This window comes from uncultured Luteimonas sp. (assembly GCF_947492465.1).
GTDB lineage: Bacteria > Pseudomonadota > Gammaproteobacteria > Xanthomonadales > Xanthomonadaceae > Luteimonas.
In genome coordinates this window covers 341,947-361,948 of record NZ_CANLNF010000001.1, presented here as the reverse complement: position 1 = coordinate 361,948, position 20,002 = coordinate 341,947, and the positions used below count along the sequence as shown (strand labels likewise).

The 20,002-nt window shown below is 70.3% G+C and carries 18 protein-coding genes and 1 pseudogene; 11 read left to right on the top strand and 8 right to left on the bottom strand.

Going from position 1 to position 20,002, the window contains the following annotated elements:
- Positions 1-474: 474 nt before the first annotated feature.
- Both lptG and lptF read right to left on the bottom strand, forming a co-directional pair.
- On the bottom strand, positions 475-1,587 hold the full coding sequence (gene lptG, locus Q0863_RS01580; RefSeq protein WP_298573834.1) for an LPS export ABC transporter permease LptG: 1,113 nt from the start codon (positions 1,585-1,587) through the stop codon (positions 475-477).
- Positions 1,584-2,681 (bottom strand): LPS export ABC transporter permease LptF, encoded by a 1,098-nt coding sequence (lptF, locus tag Q0863_RS01575; RefSeq protein WP_298573832.1) that lies wholly within the window; start codon positions 2,679-2,681, stop codon positions 1,584-1,586. Before lptF ends, lptG begins: the two co-directional genes overlap by 4 nt.
- 126 nt (positions 2,682-2,807) lie before the next feature.
- Here lptF and Q0863_RS01570 point away from each other — a divergent pair, with 126 nt between their 5' ends.
- The 3 genes from Q0863_RS01570 to Q0863_RS01560 all read left to right on the top strand — a co-directional run bounded on the left by Q0863_RS01570 (position 2,808) and on the right by Q0863_RS01560 (position 7,899).
- Positions 2,808-4,295, top strand: a complete 1,488-nt coding sequence (locus Q0863_RS01570) for a leucyl aminopeptidase (protein WP_298573830.1) — start codon at positions 2,808-2,810, stop codon at positions 4,293-4,295.
- Between the two features lie 82 nt (positions 4,296-4,377).
- Complete coding sequence (locus Q0863_RS01565; protein WP_298573828.1) at positions 4,378-4,803, top strand: DNA polymerase III subunit chi; 426 nt, start codon at positions 4,378-4,380, stop codon at positions 4,801-4,803.
- A gap of 129 nt (positions 4,804-4,932) precedes the next feature.
- Positions 4,933-7,899 carry a valine--tRNA ligase gene (locus Q0863_RS01560; protein WP_298573826.1) on the top strand — a complete coding sequence of 989 codons (2,967 nt, stop codon included), beginning with the start codon at positions 4,933-4,935 and terminating at the stop codon, positions 7,897-7,899.
- A gap of 54 nt (positions 7,900-7,953) precedes the next feature.
- On the opposite strand, the gene rimI is transcribed toward Q0863_RS01560, so the two are convergent.
- Genes rimI through pssA form a run of 3 tightly spaced genes read right to left on the bottom strand, consistent with a single transcriptional unit; the run spans position 7,954 to position 9,550 of the window.
- A complete protein-coding gene (gene rimI / locus Q0863_RS01555; protein WP_298573823.1) occupies positions 7,954-8,460 on the bottom strand; it encodes a ribosomal protein S18-alanine N-acetyltransferase in 507 nt (168 codons plus the stop codon).
- On the bottom strand, positions 8,457-8,780 hold the full coding sequence (locus Q0863_RS01550; RefSeq protein ID WP_298573821.1) for a hypothetical protein: 324 nt from the start codon (positions 8,778-8,780) through the stop codon (positions 8,457-8,459). The genes rimI and Q0863_RS01550 overlap by 4 nt, the downstream gene beginning before the upstream one ends.
- Complete coding sequence (gene pssA / locus Q0863_RS01545) at positions 8,777-9,550, bottom strand: CDP-diacylglycerol--serine O-phosphatidyltransferase (protein ID WP_298573819.1); 774 nt, start codon at positions 9,548-9,550, stop codon at positions 8,777-8,779. Before pssA ends, Q0863_RS01550 begins: the two co-directional genes overlap by 4 nt.
- Positions 9,551-9,715: 165 nt before the next feature.
- Between pssA and Q0863_RS01540 the strand changes: the two genes are divergently transcribed.
- The 4 genes and pseudogenes from Q0863_RS01540 to Q0863_RS01525 all read left to right on the top strand — a co-directional run.
- Positions 9,716-10,123, top strand: a complete 408-nt coding sequence (locus Q0863_RS01540) for a DUF4124 domain-containing protein (protein ID WP_298573817.1) — start codon at positions 9,716-9,718, stop codon at positions 10,121-10,123.
- A gap of 2 nt (positions 10,124-10,125) precedes the next feature.
- Complete coding sequence (locus Q0863_RS01535) at positions 10,126-10,428, top strand: DUF4124 domain-containing protein (RefSeq protein ID WP_298573815.1); 303 nt, start codon at positions 10,126-10,128, stop codon at positions 10,426-10,428.
- Positions 10,429-10,494: 66 nt separating this feature from the next.
- Positions 10,495-12,195 (top strand): proline--tRNA ligase, encoded by a 1,701-nt coding sequence (locus Q0863_RS01530; protein WP_298573813.1) that lies wholly within the window; start codon positions 10,495-10,497, stop codon positions 12,193-12,195.
- A gap of 287 nt (positions 12,196-12,482) precedes the next feature.
- Positions 12,483-12,857 (top strand): annotated as a pseudogene (locus Q0863_RS01525) (H-NS histone family protein); the annotation flags it as partial.
- 302 nt (positions 12,858-13,159) lie between these two features.
- On the opposite strand, the gene Q0863_RS01520 reads toward Q0863_RS01525, so the two are convergent.
- Positions 13,160-14,410 carry a threonine/serine exporter family protein gene (locus Q0863_RS01520; RefSeq protein WP_298573811.1) on the bottom strand — a complete coding sequence of 417 codons (1,251 nt, stop codon included), beginning with the start codon at positions 14,408-14,410 and terminating at the stop codon, positions 13,160-13,162.
- Positions 14,411-14,496: 86 nt separating this feature from the next.
- On the opposite strand from Q0863_RS01520, the gene Q0863_RS01515 reads away from it, so the two are divergent.
- The 4 genes from Q0863_RS01515 (at position 14,497) to Q0863_RS01500 (ending at position 18,145) form a co-directional block, all read left to right on the top strand.
- Positions 14,497-15,615 (top strand): ABC transporter permease, encoded by a 1,119-nt coding sequence (locus Q0863_RS01515; RefSeq protein ID WP_298573809.1) that lies wholly within the window; start codon positions 14,497-14,499, stop codon positions 15,613-15,615.
- Between the two features lie 115 nt (positions 15,616-15,730).
- Positions 15,731-16,537: an ATP-binding cassette domain-containing protein gene (locus tag Q0863_RS01510; RefSeq protein ID WP_298575828.1), complete on the top strand. Its 807-nt coding sequence runs from the start codon at positions 15,731-15,733 to the stop codon at positions 16,535-16,537.
- A gap of 1 nt (position 16,538) precedes the next feature.
- Positions 16,539-17,462 (top strand): MlaD family protein, encoded by a 924-nt coding sequence (locus Q0863_RS01505; protein ID WP_298573807.1) that lies wholly within the window; start codon positions 16,539-16,541, stop codon positions 17,460-17,462.
- A gap of 68 nt (positions 17,463-17,530) precedes the next feature.
- The gene (locus Q0863_RS01500; protein ID WP_298575825.1) at positions 17,531-18,145 is read left to right on the top strand and encodes an ABC-type transport auxiliary lipoprotein family protein; all 615 of its coding nucleotides are present in this window, start codon (positions 17,531-17,533) and stop codon (positions 18,143-18,145) included.
- On the opposite strand, the gene Q0863_RS01495 is transcribed toward Q0863_RS01500, so the two are convergent.
- On the bottom strand, positions 18,142-18,762 hold the full coding sequence (locus tag Q0863_RS01495; protein WP_298573805.1) for an alpha-ketoglutarate-dependent dioxygenase AlkB: 621 nt from the start codon (positions 18,760-18,762) through the stop codon (positions 18,142-18,144). The two genes, Q0863_RS01500 and Q0863_RS01495, sit on opposite strands and share 4 nt — an antisense overlap.
- 61 nt (positions 18,763-18,823) lie before the next feature.
- Complete coding sequence (locus Q0863_RS01490) at positions 18,824-19,954, bottom strand: PilT/PilU family type 4a pilus ATPase (protein ID WP_298573803.1); 1,131 nt, start codon at positions 19,952-19,954, stop codon at positions 18,824-18,826.
- Positions 19,955-20,002 lie beyond the last annotated feature (48 nt).

The following is a 20,002-nucleotide window of genomic DNA, read 5'->3' as shown; positions in this document are numbered from 1 at the left end:
GGAGCGCGCTCGCGCGCGAAGGTTCCAAGGCCCTGTTGTGGGAGCGCGCTCGCGCGCGGAGGTTCCAAGGCCCTGGTGTGGGAGCGCGCTCGCGCGCGAAGGCTTTCGCGACCGAGGTCGCTCCCACAGGGGAGTCCACACAGCGTGTCGCATGTTCCTGCTCCGATCGGGGCCTCGCAAGCGTCGCTGGCTTATCCGGCCCGGAGCAACGCGCCGGGCGTTCGGGGCAGCGCGAGGCAATGCCGCGCAGGCGTCGCTGGCTCATCCGGCCCGGCGCAGCGCGCCGGGCGTTCGGAGCGCCTGCGCGGCAGTGCCGCGCAAGCGTCGCTGGCTTATCCGACCCGGCGCAGCGCGCCGGGCGTTCGGAGCGCCTGCGCGGCAGTGCCGCGCAAGCGTCGCCGGTTTATCCGGCCCGGCGCAGCGCGCCGGGCGTTCGGAGCGCCTGCGCGGCAGTGCCGCGCAAGCAGGCGCTCCTCACCCACTCCGCCGTCGGAACAGGAACCAGGAGACCGACAGCATCGCCAGCGGCGGAATCAGGTAAGCCAGGCGGTAGTCGAAGCCGTAGACGGCCGCGAGCTTCACCACCTGGGTCTGCAGCAGCCAGAAACCCAAGGCGAAGACCACGCCGATGAACAGGCGCCGGCCCAGGCCGCCGCTGCGCAGGCTGCCGAAGGCGAAGGGAATCGCCGCCAGGCAAAGCGCCAGCACGTTGAGCGGGTAGAACCAGTGGCCCCAGTAGTGCTCCTCGAACTCGCTGGCGTCGAGCTGGTTGCGCTTGCGGTAGTCGATGCCCTGGCGCAGTTCCGCGGCGGTCATGTAGCGCGGCCGCCAGATGTTGCTCGCGTTCGCGGCCAGGGTCGCCGAATCCAGGTTCGACTCCCAGCGCTCCTCGGCCGAGTCGGTCTGGCTGACCGCGCGCTCCTCGAACCAGGTGCGCTGGACGTCGCGGAGCAGCCAGCCGCTGTCGGCGCGATGCTCGGCCACGCGGGCGCGGGCGACCGAGGCCAGCCGGCCATCCTCGTCGAACTCGAACAGCCGCACGTCGTCCAGTTCCAGCCAGTGCTCGCCGCCCTCGGTACGCTCGCGGCCGGACTGGGCATTGAGGAAGGTATCGCCCTCGCGCGCCCACAGGCCCGAGTACTGCGCCACGATCATGTCGTTGGAGCGCGCCGCGGACTTCATCATGTCGGCGCTGCGCTGCGCCCAGGGCCCCACCGTCTCGGCGTTGACCATCATCAGGCCGGTCAGCAGCAGCAGCGGCAGCGCGACCGACAGGCTCAGCCGCCGGCGCGAGACGCCCACGGCACGCAGGGCGGTGAGCTCCGAACTCGCGGCCAGCTGGCCCAGCCCCATCAGCGAACCGATCACCGCCGCGGTGGGGAACATCATGTACGCGCGGCGCGGCGTGGTGTGGGCGATGTAGTTGACCGCCTTGAGGAAGTCGTAGCTGCCCTGGCCGACGCTGCGCAGCTCGTCGACCATCGCCAGCACCAGGTCGAGCCCGGTCAGCACCGCCCAGGTCAGCAGCACCGTGCCGATGACCACGCGCGCCACCAGCAGGTCGTGCAGCTTCGGGAACGGCCTCATCGCGCCGCCCCCGCCACGCGCGGCAGCCTGGCGCGCTTCACGCGTCCATCGGTGAAGTACATCCACAGCCCGAACGCGAGCAGGGGCAGCACCAGCCACCACAGGCCCAGCGGCGCGGGCAGCCGGCCCGACGCCAGCGCGTTGGTGCCCAGCAGCATCAGGTTGATGCCGAAGACGTAGGCCAGCAGCCCCAGCAGGATCCGTCCCCAGCGCGCCTGGCGCGGCGGACTGCGCGCCAGCGGCACCGCCAGCAGGGCGAAGGCCAGCGCCAGCAGCGGCGGCGCGACGCGGAAATGCAGCTGCGCATTCGCCTCCGGGCGGCCGTCGGAGAACAGCGCCAGGGTGGGCATCAGCTCCGGATCGTTGTCGCCGTCGGAACTCTCGGCGTCGGGCAGGCGCACCTCGTTGGAGGCATAGCGCATCAACCGGAAATCCTTGCCCCCGTCCATCGGCCCTTCGACCCGGAACCCTTCGTCGAGCTTGAGGTAGCGGGTGTTGCCGTCGACCGCGAGCGTGCCGGTGCGGGCCGAGGTGATGTCCATCCGGCCCTCGTCCTGGCGATAGATGAAGACCCGTCCCAGGTAGGTGCCGTCGCTGGACATCGAATTGGCGTAGACCACGCCGCCACCGCCCGGCAGCTCGACGAAGCGCCCGGCCTCCAGGCCGGACACGAGCAGCGTGCGCTGGCCGGCCTCGATCATCTGCTGCGAATAGGCGCGCGCCCACGGGCCAAGCCACAGCGAACAGGCCCCGACCACCAGCACGAACGGCAGCACCAGCATCAGCAGCGGCCGCAGCAGCCGGCGCGGCCCGACCCCGATCGAGGCCAGCACCGGCGCCTCGCTGTCGCGGTACAGGCGCCCCACGCCCAGCAGCAGGCCGAGCATCAGTCCCAGCGGCAGGATCAGCGGCAGGTAGTTGAGCAGCTGCAGGCCGAGCTGGGTCAGCATGATGCCGGCCGGCACCTTGCCGCCCACGATGTCCTTGAGCACGTCGGCGAACACGCCGCCCAGGCTCACCACCATCAGCACCACCAGCGCCGCGAACGTGGTCTGCGCGAATTCGCGGAACAGGTAGCTGTCGAGCTTCGGCATCGGGCGGGGGGTTCGATTAGACTAGGGTATTGCGTCCGGCCGCGACTGCGGCCCTGATCGACGCGGCCGGCGGCCCTGCACTGGGCGGGCGCCGATTGTACGGAAATACCCATCGGAATCTGATTGATGACCCTCGAATTCACCCTGAACCGCTCGGCTCCGGGCACCACCGGTACCGACTGCGTCGTGGTAGGCGCGTTCTCCGACGGCTCGCTGAGCCCCGCCGCGCAGGCGCTCGACGGCGAGGGGCGGCTGGCCGCGCTGGTGGCGAGGGGCGACCTCTCCGGCGCCACCGGGCGCAGCCAGATCGTGCACGACCTGCCCGGCGTGTCCGCGCCGCGCGTGCTGGTGATCGGGCTGGGCGAGAAGGCCAAGTTCGGGGTCGCGCAGTACCTCAAGGCCGTGGCCGACGCAGTGCGCGCACTGCGCACCGGGCCGGCGAAGTCGGCGCTGTTCACGCTGTCCGAACTCGACGTCAAGGACCGCGACGCGGCCTGGAACATCCGCCAGGCGGTCATCGCCGCCGACCATGCCGCCTACCGCTACACCACCACGCTGGGCGCGAAGAACAAGAAGCGCAGCGAAACCGGCCTGGCCGCATTCGCGGTGCAGGGCGACGACGAGACCGCACTGGCGCAGGGCAAGGCGATCGCGGCCGGCGTGAAGTTCGCGCGCGAGCTGGGCAACCTGCCGCCGAACATCTGCAATCCCGCCTACGTGGCGCAGCAGGCGCAGGAGTTCGCCGCGCGCTTCGACCGGGCCGAGGCCGAGATCCTGGACGAGGCGCAGATGGAGCAGCTAGGCATGGGCGCCCTGCTCGCGGTGGCGCGCGGTTCGGCCAACCGGCCGCGCCTGGTGGTGCTGAAGTGGAACAACGGCGGGGACGCCAGCCCCTACGTGCTGGTCGGCAAGGGCATCACCTTCGACACCGGCGGCGTCAACCTCAAGACCCAGGGCGGCATCGAGGAGATGAAGTTCGACATGTGCGGCGCGGCCGGCGTGCTCGGCACTTTCGTCGCGGCGGTCGGCATGCAGCTGCCGATCAACCTGGTGGTGATCGTACCGGCGGTCGAGAACGCGATCGACGGCAACAGCTACCGTCCCTCGGACGTGATCACCAGCATGGCCGGCAAGACCATCGAGGTCGGCAACACCGACGCCGAGGGCCGCCTGATCCTGTGCGACGCGCTGACCTACGCCGAGCGCTTCAAGCCGCAGGCGCTCATCGACGTGGCCACGCTCACCGGCGCCTGCATGGTCGCGCTGGGCCGCTACGCCTCGGGCCTGATGAGCAAGCACGACGATCTGTCGGCCGAGCTGCTGGAAGCCGGCGAGCATGTGTTCGACCGCGCCTGGCGCCTGCCGCTGTGGGACGAATACCAGACCCTGCTCGAGTCCAACTTCGCCGACGTCTACAACATCGGCGGCCGCTGGGGCGGCGCGATCACCGCCGGCTGCTTCCTGTCGCGGTTCACCGAGGGCCAGCGCTGGGCGCACCTGGACATCGCCGGCAGCGCCAGCGGCGACGGCAAGATGGGCATGGCCACCGGCCGCCCGGTGGGCCTGCTGAGCCAGTGGCTGCTGGATCGTGCCAGCGGCGCGGCTGCGGGCTGAGGGAGAACCGGGGTCAGAGTGCAATTTCGCAAGCGAAATTGCACTCTGACCCCCTCGCCCCCGCACCCGGACCCCCTGCCCCATGGCCCGCGCCGATTTCTACCTGATCGCCAAGCCGCGTTTCCGCGACCAGCCGCTGCGGCTGGTCTGCGAACTGGTGCGCAAGGCCTACGCGGCGGACCTGTGGACGCTGGTGCTGGCACGCGACGCGGCCCAGGCCGAGGAACTCGACGACCTGCTCTGGGACATGGGCGAGGACGAGTACATCCCGCACCAGATCGCCGGGCGCGACGAGGAGGACGAGGTCACCCCCGTGCTCATCGCCGACCCGCAGGCCGATGCGCCGATGCGCCCACTGGTGATCAACCTGCGCGATGCGCCGGTGGCCGGCGGCTTCGAGCGCGTGCTGGAAGTGGTGCCCGCCGACGAATCCGCGCGCGGCCCGCTGCGCGAGCGCTGGAAGCACTACAAGGCGCAGGGCATCGAACCCAACAAGTACGACATGTGAGCGCGGCGCCCGCCGCGCCTGCGCCAGGCCCGTCCCACCTCCGGCACCGGCGGACGCGTCGCCACGCGTGACCAAGGCGAGCCGCCCGGAGACCCGTCGCGGGCACGGCCCGCACCTACAATGCACGCCATGACCGACACCCTCGCCTCCAGCTACGACCCCGGCAACTTCGAATCCCGCCTCTACGCCGAATGGGAGGCCGGCGGCGCGTTCGCGCCGCGCGGCGATGGCCCCGCCTACACCATCCTGCTGCCGCCGCCGAACGTCACCGGCACCCTGCACATGGGCCACGCCTTCCAGCACACGCTGCAGGACGCGCTGGTGCGCTACCACCGCATGCGCGGCTACCGCACGCTCTGGCAGATGGGCACCGACCACGCCGGCATCGCCACCGAGATGGTGGTCAGCCGCAACCTCGCCATCGCCGGCACCGGCGAAACCCGCGACTCGCTCGGGCGCGAGGGATTCATCGCCAAGGTCTGGGAGTGGAAGCAGCACTCCGGCGACACCATCGAGCGGCAGATGCGGCGCATGGGCACGTCCGGCGACTGGTCGCGCAAGGTTTTCACCATGGACGAAGGCCCGTCGCAGGCGGTGATCGAGGCCTTCGTGCGCCTGCACGAGAAGGGCCTGATCTACCGCGGCAAGCGCCTGGTCAACTGGGACCCGGTGCTCAACACCGCGATCTCCGACCTGGAGGTGGAAAACCGCGAGGTGCCCGGCCACATGTGGCACTTCAAGTACCCGCTGGCCGGCGGCGAGACCTACGAGTACGTCGAGCGCGACGCCGACGGCAACGTCACCCTGCGCGAGACCCGCGACTACATCTCGATCGCCACCACCCGCCCCGAAACCATGCTCGGCGACGGCGCGGTGGCGGTGCATCCGTCCGATGCGCGCTACGCACCGATCGTCGGCAAGCTGTGCGAGATCCCGGTCGGACCGAAGGAACACCGGCGCCTGGTGCCGATCATCACCGACGAATACCCGGATCCGGCCTTCGGCTCGGGCGCGGTGAAGATCACCGGCGCGCACGACTTCAACGACTACGGCGTCGCGCAGCGCAACCACCTGCCGCTGTACGCGCTGATGGACGGCTCCGCGCGCATGCGCAGCGACGGCCTGTCCTACGCCGAGAGCGCCGCCATCGCCGGCGCGATCGCGCGCGGCGAGCGCAGCCACGAGGACGTCGGCGCGATCAACCTGGTGCCCGAGGAACTGCGCGGCCTCGACCGCTACGAGGCGCGCGCCCGCGTGGTTGCGGCGATCACCGCCGAAGGCCTGGCCGTGACCGATGCCGAGGGCCAGCCGGTGGTCGACGCCAAGCCGATCATGCAGCCCTTCGGCGACCGCAGCGGCCAGGTGATCGAGCCCTTCCTCACCGACCAGTGGTTCGTGGCGATGGACGAGATGGGCCGTCGCGGCATGGAACTGGTCGAGAACGGTTCGGTGAAGTTCGTGCCGCCGAACTGGATCAACACCTATCGCCACTGGATGGAGAACATCCAGGACTGGACCATCAGCCGCCAGCTCTGGTGGGGCCACCGCATCCCGGCCTGGTTCGACGAGGCCAACAACGTCTACGTGGGCCGCGACGAGGCCGAGGCGCGCGCGCGCGGCGGACTCGGCGACGAGGTCGTGCTGCGCCAGGACGAGGACGTGCTCGAGACCTGGTTCTCCTCGGCGCTGTGGCCGTTCAGCACGCTGGGCTGGCCGGACGAGGCGGCGATGCGCGAGCGCGGCTTCGACGAGTTCCTGCCGACCAGCGTGCTGGTGACCGGCTTCGACATCATCTTCTTCTGGGTCGCGCGCATGGTCATGATGACCGACGCGCTGACCGGCAAGGTCGCCTTCGACGACGTGTACATCACCGGCCTGGTGCGCGACAAGGACGGCCAGAAGATGTCCAAGTCCAAGGGCAACGTGCTCGACCCGCTCGACATCATCGACGGCATCAGCGCCGATGCGCTGGTCGCCAAGCGCACCAGCGGCCTGATGAAGCCGACCGATGCGCCGAAGATCGAGAAGGCCACGCGCAAGGAGTTCCCCGAGGGCATCGCCGCGCATGGCGCCGATCCGCTGCGCTTCACCATGGCCGCGCTCGCCGGCCCCGGCCGCGACATCAAGTTCGACCTCGGCCGCGCCGAGGGCTACAAGAATTTCTGCAACAAGCTGTGGAACGCCACCCGCTTCGTGCTGATGAACACGGAGGGCCGGGAATTTGGAACCGGGAATCTGAAATCGGGAAAGCACTCGCCGGCGACGGATGCGGAGCGTTGGATCCTTTCCCGTCTGGCGAAAACCGCCGCAGAGGCGGAAGCGCATTTCGCGGCATACCGCTTCGACCTGCTGGCGCAGGCGCTGTACGAGTTCGCGTGGAACGAGTTCTGCGACTGGTTCGTCGAGCTGGCCAAGCCGGCGCTGCAGGGCAGCGACGCCGCGGCCGCCGACAGCACCCGCCGCACCCTGCTGCAGGTGCTGGAGGCGCTGCTGCGCCTGCTGCATCCGCTGATCCCGTTCGTGACCGAGGAGCTGTGGCGCCAGGTCGCGCCGCGCCTGGGCGTGGCCGGCGACACCATCTCGCTGCAGCGCTACCCGCAGCCAGGCGACTACGCCGGCGCGGACTTCGCCCGCGCCGATGCCGACGTCGAATGGCTCAAGCAGATGGTGACCGCGCTGCGCCGCATCCGCAGCGAGCTGGGCGTGTCGCCCTCGCGCCATGTGCCGCTGCTGGTGCAGGCCGGCAGCGCCGACGATCGCGCGCGCCTGCAGCGTTTCGATGCGCAGCTGCGCTTCCTCAACCGGCTCGACCGCATCGAGGCGGTCGACGGCGATCCGCCGGCGTCGGCCGGCGGCCTGGTCGGCGAGTTGCGGCTGTTCGTGCCGCTGGAAGGCCTGGTCGACCTCGACGCCGAGCGCGCACGCCTGGACAAGGAGCTTGCGCGCGTGTCGTCCGAGAAGGACAAGAGCGCGGCCAAGCTGGCCAGGTTCAGCGACAAGGTGCCGGCAGCGGTGGTCGAACAGGAGCGCCAGCGCCTGGCCGACTGGACCGCGCAGCACGAGGCCTTGGCCAGCCAGCGCGCGCGCCTGGCGTAGGCAGCAACCCCCCGGCGCCGCGCGCCGGGCCGCGGAAAGACGGTGCCGCCGCCGCTACAGCGGCGGCATCCGGCTGATGTCGTCGGCGACCAGTTCTCGCGCCATCACGATCGCGTCCTCGCGTCCGTCCCGGGCGGGGTAGTAGCGCGGCCGGCGCCCGATCTCGTTGAAGCCTTCGTCGTGGTAGAGCGCGATCGCGCCGGGGTTGGACGGGCGCACTTCGAGGAATACCCGCTGCGCGCCCTGCCCGCGCGCCGCATGCACCAGCGCGCGCAGCAGCCGGCGGCCGTGACCCTGGCCCTGGTCGTCGGGATCGATGCAGACGTTGAGGACGTGGGCCTCGCCGGCGGCGATGCTGAGCACGCCGTAGCCGAAGATGCGGCCATCCTGCGCCAGCACCCAGGCCGGGTAACCGGCACGCAGGCAGTCGCGGAAGATGCCCGCCGTCCACGGAAACGGGTAGGCGCGCACCTCGATGCGCATCACCGTGTCCAAGTCGTCCTCGCGCATCGGCCGCAGCGCGGCGCGGGCCTGCCCTGCGTCGGACGCGAGCGCGCTCATCGTGCCGGCCTGGCCCGCAGGGCCCGCAGCCTTGGCCACAGCGCGCGACGCGACGCGGCGTCGCGCAGGCCGCCCGCCGGCACCAGCGATCGGCACAATGCCAGTGCGGCCTCATCGTCCGCGCGCCGGCCGCAGGCGCGCAGCAGCGCGTGCAGCACCGCGGCGTCCACCGTCTTGCCCGACTCCGCATCCACGTCGGGCGCGGCTGGCGCATCGGCCGACGCCGCCGGCGCGACTGCGCCGGCGTGCGTGCCGTGGACCGCGTACAGCCGCAGGCCCATCGCCTCCAGGGCGTCGCGCTGGAACAGATCCCAGCTCACGTCGGCTCCGCGCGCGCACCCTCGTGGCGGCGCCAGAACCACAGCACCGGCCCGGACAGCGCATACAGGGTGGCGGCGATGAGCAGCGTCTTGGGCGGATCGACCCACAGGGCGATCAACACGCCCACCGCGATCGGCAGAGCCACGAACGGCACGCGCTCGGCCTTTGGCCCGGTGCTGCTGCCCTTGAAGCTGGTGTAGCGCAGGCGGCTGACCATCAGCAGCCCGGCGATCACCGTCACCGCCAGTGCGGCGTAGCGCAGCTCCTCGCCGACCAGTCCCAGTTCGTCGCAGGTCCAGACGAAGCTGGCCATCAATCCGGCCGCGGCCGGGCTGGCCAGGCCGATGAACCAGCGCCGGTCCACCGTGCCGACCTGGCTGTTGAAGCGCGCCAGCCGCAGCGCCGCGCAGGCGGCATAGAGGAAGGCCGCCAGCCAGCCGATCTTGCCCAGCGTGGGGCCGTCGAGCTTCATCGACATCAGCGCCCAGTGGTACATCACCAGCGCCGGCGCCATGCCGAAGCTGATCAGGTCGGCCAGCGAGTCGTACTGCACGCCGAATTCGGTCTGGGTATTGGTCAGGCGCGCCACGCGGCCGTCTATTCCGTCCAGGATCGCGGCGACGAAGATCGCGATGCAGGCCGCGCCGAAACGCCCCTGCGAGGCGGCGATGATCGCGAAGAAGCCGCCAAACAGGCCGCCGGTGGTGAACAGGTTGGGCAGCAGGTAGATGCCGCGGCCGCGCGCCGGCGCTGGGGTCGGGTGATCCATCCGGGCAGTGTAGCGCCAGACGGCGCGACGCCGAGGGCGACCGGCGGGCCCGCCACCGCGCGTCCGCGCGATGCTCGGTTCACGTTTCCGCCCGGCGATGCTTGCGCGGGGGCCTGCGCAATGCTGCAATCGCGCCGGACACATGCGTCCTCCAGGAGTCAGTCGATGCCCCGCCTTCCGATCCTGGCGCTCGCCGCCGCCGGCCTGCTGGCCGCATCCGCCGTGCAGGGCGGCGAGGTCTATCAGTGGAAGGATGCCAACGGCGTCACCCACTATTCGCAGACGCCGCCCCCCAGGGGCAGCTACCAGCAGCGCGTGATCAGCGCCGACCGCGCCGGCACCGCGCAGCCGGTCGTGGCCCAGGCCGCGACCGCCACCGAGGAGTCCAGGTGCGCCACGGCCAAGGCCAACCTGGCCGCGCTGGGCAGCGGTCGCCCGGTCCACGAGGCCGGCAGCGACGGACAGCCGGGCCGCGCACTCAACGACGCCGAGCGCGCCAGCCAGCTGGAGCTGGCCAACGCCGCGGTCAAGGCCTATTGCAGCGACAGCGTCACCGGTACGCCCGGCACCTGACGATGCGACCGGCCTGGGCGATCGTCGCCGGCGTCCTGGGCGCCGGCGCGCTGGCCTGGTGGCAGGCGCGCGACACGCCAGCCGGGCAGCCGGCGGTCCCGGGCGCGACGGCCACGCCCGTTGATCCAGGCGCATCCGCCCGTCCGGCCACGGGGCCGGCGCTGTACCGCTGGCGCGACGAGGCCGGCATCGTCCAGATCACCGACATCCCGCCCGACGGCCGCGAGTACACGGTCGTGGACGTGGCCGCGCTCGAGCGGCGCAACCTCATCGATCCGGATCCGGTGCCCGAAGCCGCTCCCTGAGCGCGCCACCCGGAACGCGCGCGGGGCGCATGGCAGAATGCGCGTCCCGCCGTTCCGAGCCCGACGATGCGCCTGTCGCAGTTCCACCTCCGTACCGAAAAGGAAACCCCCGCCGACGCCGAGGTCGTCAGCCACCAGCTGATGCTGCGCGCCGGCATGGTGCGCCGGCTGGCCGCGGGCCTGTACACCTGGTCGCCGCTGGGGCTGCGCGTGCTGCGCAAGGTCGAGGCGGTGGTGCGCGAGGAGATGGACCGCGCCGGGGCGATCGAGATGGCCATGCCCTCGGTGCAGCCGAAGGAGCTGTGGGAGGAAACCGGGCGCTGGGAGAAGTTCGGCCCGCAGCTGCTGAAGATCCGCGACCGCAAGGAGCAGGACTACTGCTTCACGCCAACCGCCGAGGAAGCGGTGACCGACTTCTTCCGCCAGGAGTTCGCCAGCTACAGGCAGCTGCCGGTGAACTTCTACCAGGTCACCGCCAAGTTCCGTGACGAGATCCGCCCGCGTTTCGGGGTGATGCGCGCGCGCGAATTCATCATGAAGGATGCGTATTCGTTCCACGTCGGCGACGACGACCTGCAGCGCGAATACCGCAACATGTACGACACCTACACCCGGATCTTCAGCCGGCTCGGCCTGAAGTTCCGCGCGGTGGCCGCCGATACCGGCGCCATCGGCGGCAGCGCCTCGCACGAATTCCACGTGCTGGCCGAGTCCGGCGAGGATGCGCTGGCGTTCTCGCAGGATTCTGACTACGCGGCCAATGTCGAGCTGGCCGAAGCCGTGGCCGCCGGCGAACGCCCGGCCGCGGGCGAGGAGCTGCGCAAGGTCGAAACGCCCACCCAGAAGACCTGCGAGGACGTGGCCGCACTGCTGCGCGTCGCGCTGCAGCGCACGGTCAAGTCGGTGGCGCTGTGGGGCGAGGACGGCTTCGTGCTGGCGCTGGTGCGCGGCGACCACGTGGTCAACGAGATCAAGCTGGCCAAGCTGCCGGGCATGGCCGACTACCGGCTCGCCACGGAAGCCGAGATCCGCGACCACCTGGGCGCCGATCCCGGCTTCCTCGGGCCGGTCGGGCCGCGCAGGCCGGTCCGCGTCGTCGCCGACCGCAGCGTGGCGGCGATGGCCGATTTCGTGGTCGGCGCGAACGAAAACGGCTTCCACCTGGCCGGCGTCAACTGGGAGCGCGACCTGCCCATGCCCGCCGACGTGGCCGACATCCGCAACGTGGTCGCGGGCGATCCCTCGCCGGACGGCCGCGGCACGCTGTCGCTGGCGCGTGGCATCGAGGTCGGGCACGTGTTCGCGCTGGGCCGCCGCTATTCCGAGGCCATGCGATGCAGCGTACTCGACGAGGCCGGCAAGGCGGTGCATCCGGCGATGGGCTGCTACGGCATCGGCGTGTCGCGCATCGTCGCCGCGGCGATCGAGCAGAACCACGACGCCGCCGGCATCGTCTGGCCCGCGCCGATGGCGCCGTGGCAGGCGGTGGTGTGCGTGATCAATCCCAAGGGCAACGCCGAGGTCGCCGCCGCGGCCGAGGCGCTGTACAGCGAACTGCGCCAGCGCGGCATCGACGCCGCGCTGGACGATCGCGGCCTGCGCCCGGGTCCGATGTTCGCCGACATCGAACTGATCGGCATCCCGCACCGGATCGTGGTGTCCGAACGCGGCCTGGCCGCGGGCACCTTCGAATATCGCGCGCGCGGCGAAGCCGAATCGGCCAACCTCGACCGCGAGGGGCTGCTGGCGCGCGTGGCTGCCAGCTGACGGCTTTGCTCGCCTGTGCCTGTGGGGTGGGCGGTCGCGCTCTTCGAGTGGCGTTCCGTCTCGCGGTGGCGGCCTCGTTCACGCGGCGATGCGGCCGGCAGAGCCGCCCGCGATTTTCCCTGACAATCCGACGGGAATCCCCGGCGGATATCCCGCGCCAATATGCCGTGGATAATCGACCGTCCGCCGAGTCGTGACGGCCCGGTTTTGATCGCATGGCATATTCCACTACCATGTCGCCTCGCCAAGGAGCGGCCATTCCCCTTTCCCCGTCACGGAGTTTTTGAATGGCAATCGATCTGAATGCACTTTCCCCCAAGGAACTCGATGCGCTCATCAGCGCCGCACGCCAGCGCAAGACCACGCTGAGGAAGCGCAAGCCCATCGCCGCGATCCGCAAGCGGATCGTCGATTTCGCCGCGGCGGAAGGTTATTCGGTCGAAGAGCTGTTCGGCGGCAAGGCGGCCGGCGGCGCACGGACCGCGAAGAAGGCGACCACCAAGCGCGCGACCACCCAGGGCCGCAAGCTCGGGAAGGTGCCGCCGAAGTACCGCAACCCCGCCAATGCGGAAGAAACCTGGACCGGACGCGGCAAGCAGCCGCGCTGGATGGCGGCCCTGGTGAAGAAGGGCAAGAAGCCGGACGACTTCCTGATCAAGAAGTAGGACGGCTGGCATCGGCGGAAAGTCCCCGGCCGCAAGGCAGGGCTTTCCGCCGTCACCCGCACCGGCCGCGGCAGCGCCCATTCCGGCAGGTGCCAGCGGAAACAAGCGGTTGCCGCCATGCGGCCATTTCCCCGCGACACTTCCTGGGCCAATGAGCTGCGAGGACGGCGACGCGGCATTCGCGCCCCCGTTGGGAAAACCGGGTCGACAGCACCCGCCCCCTTCGATCCGGTAATTCCGATCGTCCGCAACAACGATTCTTCTTCCAGCGGAAACTTCCGCCGCACGACGCGGCCGCCTCAGAGATCGCGACGCGCCGGCAGCAGCAGGTTGCCGATCAGCAGTCCCGCCACCAGCGCCAGCAGCACGTTGAGCACCGTGATCGCCGCGCCCTGCCCGGCCGCGACATCCTGCTGCTGCACCGCCACCAGCAGACTGCGCAGGCTGGTGCTGCCGGGCACCAGCATGATGATGCCCGGCACGCGGATCAGCGCACCGGGCCGGTTCATCCAGCGCGCATATCCGTTGCCGGCGACGGTGACCACCAGCGCCGACAGGAACACGCCGGCAGGGCTGCCCAGCCACTGCCCGCCCAGCCGCGAGATCTGGTAGCCGACGATGGCCGCGGCCATCACCAGCAGGTAGTCGCGGCGCGCGGCGCGGAACAGCGCCGCGAACGCCCAGGCCGCGGTGATCACCGCACACCATTCCACCCAGTCCGGCTGCGGGCGCCAGGCCCGCACCTGCGGTTCCAGGCCGACCAGCTGCACCAGGGTCAGCGCGATCATGGTGCCGACGGTGAGCTTGAGCAGGGTGGTCATCGCGCCGAAGAAGCGCGCCGTGCCCGACATCAGGTGCTGGCTGGTGAGCTCGCTGAAGGCGTTGGTCAGCGCCATCCCCGGCATCAGCACGATCATCGAGGCGATCACCACGGTGTTGAGGTTGAGCGGCCCGACGAAAACCGCCACCAGGGCGGCGAGTCCGCCGGCGAGCATGCCGGCGATGGCGTCGTCGGCCTCCTTCATCTGGGCGCTGTTGCGGCTGGCCCAGAGCAGCAGGCCGATCAGCGTGCCGATCACCCCGGCGGTGCCGATATCCAGCCAGGGCAGGCGCAGCAGGCCCGCCACGCTGGCGGCCGCCAGACCGAAGCCGAAGGTCTGGCGCAGGTGCGCGCGCCAGTCCGCGCCGCGGTCGAGCGCGCGCAGCGCGGCATGGCCCTCGGCGATGCCGAGCCGGCCGGCGGTCACCTCCTCGGCGATGCGGTCGGCCTCGCACAGCTTCGACAGGTTGGTCTCTCCCGGCGGCAGGCGGATCACGCGGGTGGTGTCGCTTTCGCCGGGCGGGCGCTGCGGGTCGTTGAAGCTCAGGATCAGCCCGGTCGGATTGCTCCACGGTTCGCAGTCGAGTCCGAGCCGGCGCGCGACCGACACGATCGCCCCTTCCAGCCGCTGCGCCGTGGTGCCGTGGCGGTGCAGGTGTCCGGCCAGCTCCACGATGAAGGCGATGCGGATCGCGTAGGCGGCGGTGGCGGGCATGGTGTCGGCGGGCATGGCCACAGGATCGCATGGCCCGCCCCCGCGTCGCACGACGGGCGATGACCTGCCCTTGCACGGCGTTGCCTGTATCCTCGCCCATGATGACTGCACCCGCCCCGCCACCGCCCACCGCCGGAGCCGATGCCGGCGACGAAGCGCTGCTGCGCCTGGCCGGTTGCTGGACCCTCGACCACGCCACCGCCATCGGCCAGGCGCTGCGCGACGCACCCGATTCGATCACCAGCATCGACGCCACCGCGGTCGACCGGCTCGACTCGCTGGGCGTGCTGCAGTTGCTGCGCTACGCCAAGCGCCGCGAGCTGGACTACCAGGATTTCCGCTTCCGCGAGGACCACCGCGCGCTGGTCACCGCGATCGAGGACATCCACGACGAGCGGCCCAAGTCCAGGCGCGAGTACGGCTTCGCCGCCGCGCTGGCGCGACTGGGCCACGCCGTCCACGACAACGGCCGCGAAGTGGTCGCCCTGGTCAGCTTCCTCGGCGAGACCCTGTACAAGCTCGGCCGCACCATCGTCGACCCGCGCCGCTTCCGCCTCACCTCGACCGTGCACCACATGGAACAGGTCGGCCTGGACGCGGTGCCGCTGGTCACACTGCTGTCGTTCCTGGTCGGCGCGGTGATCGCCTTCCTCGGCGCGCAGATCCTGGTCGATTTCGGCGCCACGATCTTCGTGGTCGAGCTGGTGTCGATCGCCTTCCTGCGCGAGTTCGGCGTGCTGCTCACCGCGATCCTGCTGGCCGGCCGCACCGCCAGCGCGTTCACCGCGCAGATCGGCGCGATGGTCAGCCGCGAGGAGGTGGACGCGATCCGCACGCTCGGCCTGGATCCGGTCGAGCTGCTGGTCATCCCCCGCGTGATCGCGCTGCTGGTGATGCTGCCGCTGCTGACCTTCATCGCCATGGTCGCCGGCCTGCTCGGCGGCCTGTCGGTCGGCGCCTTCAGCCTCGATATCCCGCCGCAGGCCTACCTGGCGCGCATGCAACAGGAGATGGAGCTGCGCCACTTCCTGATCGGCATGTCCAAGGCGCCGCTGTTCGCGATGGTGATCGGCCTGATCGGCTGCCTGGAAGGCATGCAGGTCAAGGGCACCGCGCAATCGGTGGGCGAACGCACCACCTCGTCGGTGGTGCAGACGATCTCGCTGGTGATCGTGTTCGATGCGTTCGCGGCGATCTGGTTCATGTACATGGATTGGTGATGGAGAAGCCGGGATTCGGAATTCGGGATTCGGGACTCGCAAACGCGCAGGGCGCGGGGGCAAGGGAGGCATCGTCTTGACGAATCCCGAATCCCCGCTTTCAGCAGACGGACGTCTGGTCCTCCCCAGTCCCGACGATCGCGAAGCGATCGTGACCGTCCGCGGCATGGTCAACCGCTTCGGCGCGCAGACCGTGCACGAGGACCTGGACCTGGACGTATACCGCGGCGAGATCCTCGGCGTGGTGGGCGGTTCGGGCAGCGGCAAGTCGGTGCTGATGCGGTCGCTGATCGGCCTGCGCCAGCCCGACGAGGGCGAGATCTCGGTGCTGGGCGTGGATCCGCGGTCGGACGATCCCCGCGATCGCGTGCACCTGGAGCGCAGCACGGGGGTGCTGTTCCAGGACGGCGCGCTGTTCTCCTCGCTGACCGTGGGCGAGAACGTGCAGGTGCCGCTCAAGGAGCACCATCCCGACCTGCCCGAATCGCTGCGCTACGAACTGGCCCTGCTCAAGGTGCGCCTGGCCGGGCTGCCGGCCGACGCGCTGGACAAGCTGCCGTCGCAGCTGTCGGGCGGCATGCGCAAGCGTGCCGCGCTTGCCCGCGCGCTGGCGCTGGATCCGCCGTTGCTGTTCCTGGACGAGCCCACCGCGGGCCTGGACCCCATCGGCGCGGCCGCGTTCGACCGCCTGATCCGCACCCTGCAGGAAGCGCTGGGGCTGACCGTCTTCCTGATCACACACGATCTCGACACGCTGTATGCGATTTGCGACCGTGTCGCGGTGCTGGCCGACCGCAAGGTGGTCGCGGTGGCGCCGCTGGACGAGATCGAGCGCACCGACCACCCGTGGATCCAAGACTACTTCCATGGCCCGCGCGGACGTGCAGCGCACGCGGCGGCGGCCATCGCTGAGGACACCTGAGATGGAAACCAAGGCCAACTACGTGCTGATCGGGGCGTTCACCATCGGGGTGACCCTGTTCCTGCTGCTGTTCGCGCTGTGGGCGGCGAAGTACTCCTCCGACCGCGACTGGCACGAATACCACGTGGTGTTCCGCGAACCGGTCACCGGCCTCACCGAAGGCGGCAGCGTGCACTACAACGGCATCGCGGTGGGCACCGTGGAAGACCTGATGCTGGCGCCCAACGACCCGCGCCAGGTGATCGCCCGGCTGCGGCTGCAGGCCGACGCACCGGTCAGGTCGGACACGCGCGCGCGCCTGTCGCTGACCAGCCTCACCGGACCGCCCATCATCCAGCTCACCGGCGGCAGCCCGGAGGCCGCGCCGCTGCGCCCGGGTCCCGACGGCGGCCTGCCGGTGATCGAAACCGAGGCCTCGGCGCTGCAGAACATTGCCGATACCGCCAACCGCCTGGTCGAGCGCCTGGACAACATGCTCAGCGAGGAGAACGTGCAGCGCTTCACCGCCACCCTCGACAACATCCAGAGCATGACCGGGACCATCGCCGAACAGCGCGAGGACATGCGCGAGATCCTGATCAACGCGCGCACCGCCAGCGAACAGCTGAACGTCACGATGTCCTCGGCCAACCGCACCCTGGACACCTTCGACCGCGAACTCGTCCAGCAGCTGCCGTCGCTGGTGGCCAAGATCGACACCACCCTGGGGCGGCTGGATTCCGCTGCCGGCGGCGCCGACGCGATCCTCAACGAGAACCGCGCGGCGATCAGCAGCTTCGCCAACGACGGCCTCGCCCAGCTCGGCCCGACCCTGGGCGAACTGCGCGGCTTGGTGCGCGACCTGCGCAGGATCAGCGACCGGCTCGACGACAATCCCGCGCAGTACCTGCTCGGCCGCGATGCCCCCAAGGAGTTCGAACCGTGATCAGACCGGGAACCGCCATCCGCAGGCCGGCATCGTCCGCGCCGCCGCTTCGCGCCGCCACCGCGGCCCTGCTTGCGCTGGCCCTGGGCGGCTGCTCGCTGCTCGGCGGCGGCAAGGGGGAGCCTTCCACGATCTACGCGCCCGATCCGCGCGTCACGCTCGATGCCTCGGCGCCCACCGTGCGCTGGCAGCTGGCGCTGGCCGCGCCGCAGGCCGCGCGCATGATCGAGAGCTCGCGCATCGCCGTGCGCCCTTCGCCGGGCGAACTGCAGGTCTATCGCGGCGCCAGCTGGGCGAAGCCGCCGCCGGACATGCTGCAGGACGCGTTGCTGCGCGCGCTGGAGGATTCGGGGCGGATCGGCGCCGTCGCCCGCCAGGGGTCGGGCATCGCCGCCGACTACAAGCTGGTCATGGACGTACGCCGCTTCGAGGCCGACTACGCCGGCAATGCAGTCCCGGCGGCGACGATCGAGTTCAACGCCAAGCTGATCCACTCGCGCGACCAGTTCATCGTCGCCTCGCGCACGTTCCGGCACGCCGAGCCGGCGACGGGTACCGAGATCGGGCTGGTCGCCGACGCGTTTTCGCGCGGCATGGAGCAGCTGACCGGCGAACTCGCGCACTGGATCCTGGGCGCGGGCGATGCCCACCAGCGCGAGGAACATCCGGAGGAACGCTCCTAGGCGCTCGCCGGTCCGCCAGCTGCGTTCTCAGGCGGCCCGATCCGACGGAACGTCAGGTTGATCCGCGGCGCCACCGGCCTGGCCGTGCGTGGCAGCGCATGCCGCCAATGCGCCTGGGTGTCTCCCTGCATCAGCAGCAGGCTGCCGTGCGGCAGCTCGAGGGCGAGCCGCCTGGACGGATCGCGGCGATGCCTGAGCAGGAACCGGCGCGTCGCACCCAGGCTCAGCGAGGCGATCACCGGTCGCTCACCCAGTTCGGGCTCGTCGTCGCTGTGCCAGCCCATGCAGTCGCGCCCGTCGCGATACAGGTTGGCCAGCACGCTGTTGAGCGCGACGCCGGTCTCGCGCGTCAGGCGCTCGCGGAGCGGCAGCAGGACCGCGGGCCAGGGATGCGGTTCGTGGCGGACGCCCGAATAACGGTAGGCCGCGTCCGGATCGCCGATCCAGCAGCTGCGCCGCGGCGAATCGAACTCGCGCCCGAACATCCGCACCCGGTGCACCTGCCAGGGCAGGGTCGCGTGCAGGGTGTCGAACAGGATGGAAGCCGCGGCGGGGTCCAGCCAGTTGCGCAGCAGGTCCACCTCCGGGCCGATGCCAGGCGCGGCGTCGGATGTCATCGCAACCACGCGACCGGGAGCCCGCGACGGTACGCGGCCCGCTGCGGCGCCGCGGGCCCGGTCAACGGACCTCGGCGATCTCCACCCCGTCCAGCCCCTGCGACAGGGTGCGCGCATCGCCGCCCTGGGCGAGCTTGATCCGCAGGCGCACCTCGTTCTGCGAGTCGGCAAAGCGCAGCGCGTCCTCGTAGGAGATCTCGCCGGCCTGGTAAAGCTCGAACAGCGCCTGGTCGAAGGTCTTCATGCCCAGGTTGGTCGACTCCTTCATCACCTCTTTCAGCTTGTGGATCTCGCCGTCGCGGATGTAGTCCTGCACCAGCGGCGTACCGAGCATGATCTCCATCGCCACCCGCCGGCCCTTGCCGTCCGGCGTCGGGATCAGCTGCTGCGCGACCACGCCCTTGAGGTTGAGCGAGAGGTCCATCAGCAGCTGGCTGCGCCGGTCCTCGGGGAAGAAGTTGATGATGCGGTCCATCGCCTGGTTGGCGTTGTTGGCATGCAGGGTGCAAAGCACCAGGTGGCCGGTCTCGGCGAAGGCGATGGCGTGATCCATGCCTTCGCGGGTGCGCACCTCGCCGATCATGATCACGTCCGGCGCCTGGCGCAGGGTGTTCTTGAGCGCGTTGTCCCAGCTGTCGGTGTCGATGCCGACTTCGCGCTGGGTGATGATGCAGCCCTCGTGCTTGTGCACGAACTCGATCGGGTCCTCGATGGTGATGATGTGCCCGGTCGAGTTCTGGTTGCGGTAGCCGATCATCGCCGCCAGCGAGGTGGACTTGCCGGTACCGGTGGCGCCCACGAAGATGATGATGCCGCGCTTGGTCATCGCCAGCGTCTTGATGATCGGCGGCAGGTTGAGCTCTTCGATGCTGGGGATCTTGGTCTCGATCCGGCGCAGCACCATGCCCACCTGGTTGCGCTGGTAGAAGCACGACACGCGGAAGCGGCCCACGCCGGAGACGCCGATCGCGAAGTTGCACTCGTGCGTCTTCTCGAACTCCTCGCGCTGCGGCGGCGACATCACGTTGAGCACGAGGTCGCGCGACTGCTGCGGCGTCAGCGGGTTCTGGGTGATCGGCTGGATCTTGCCGTGGACCTTCATCGACGGCGGCATGCCGGCGGTGATGAACAGGTCCGACGCCTTCTGGTGCGCCATCAGCTTGAGGAACGAGGTGAAATCGATGCTGCTCATGTATGGCTCCTGCGGAGCCGGGATTCGGGATTCGAAATTCGGGATTCG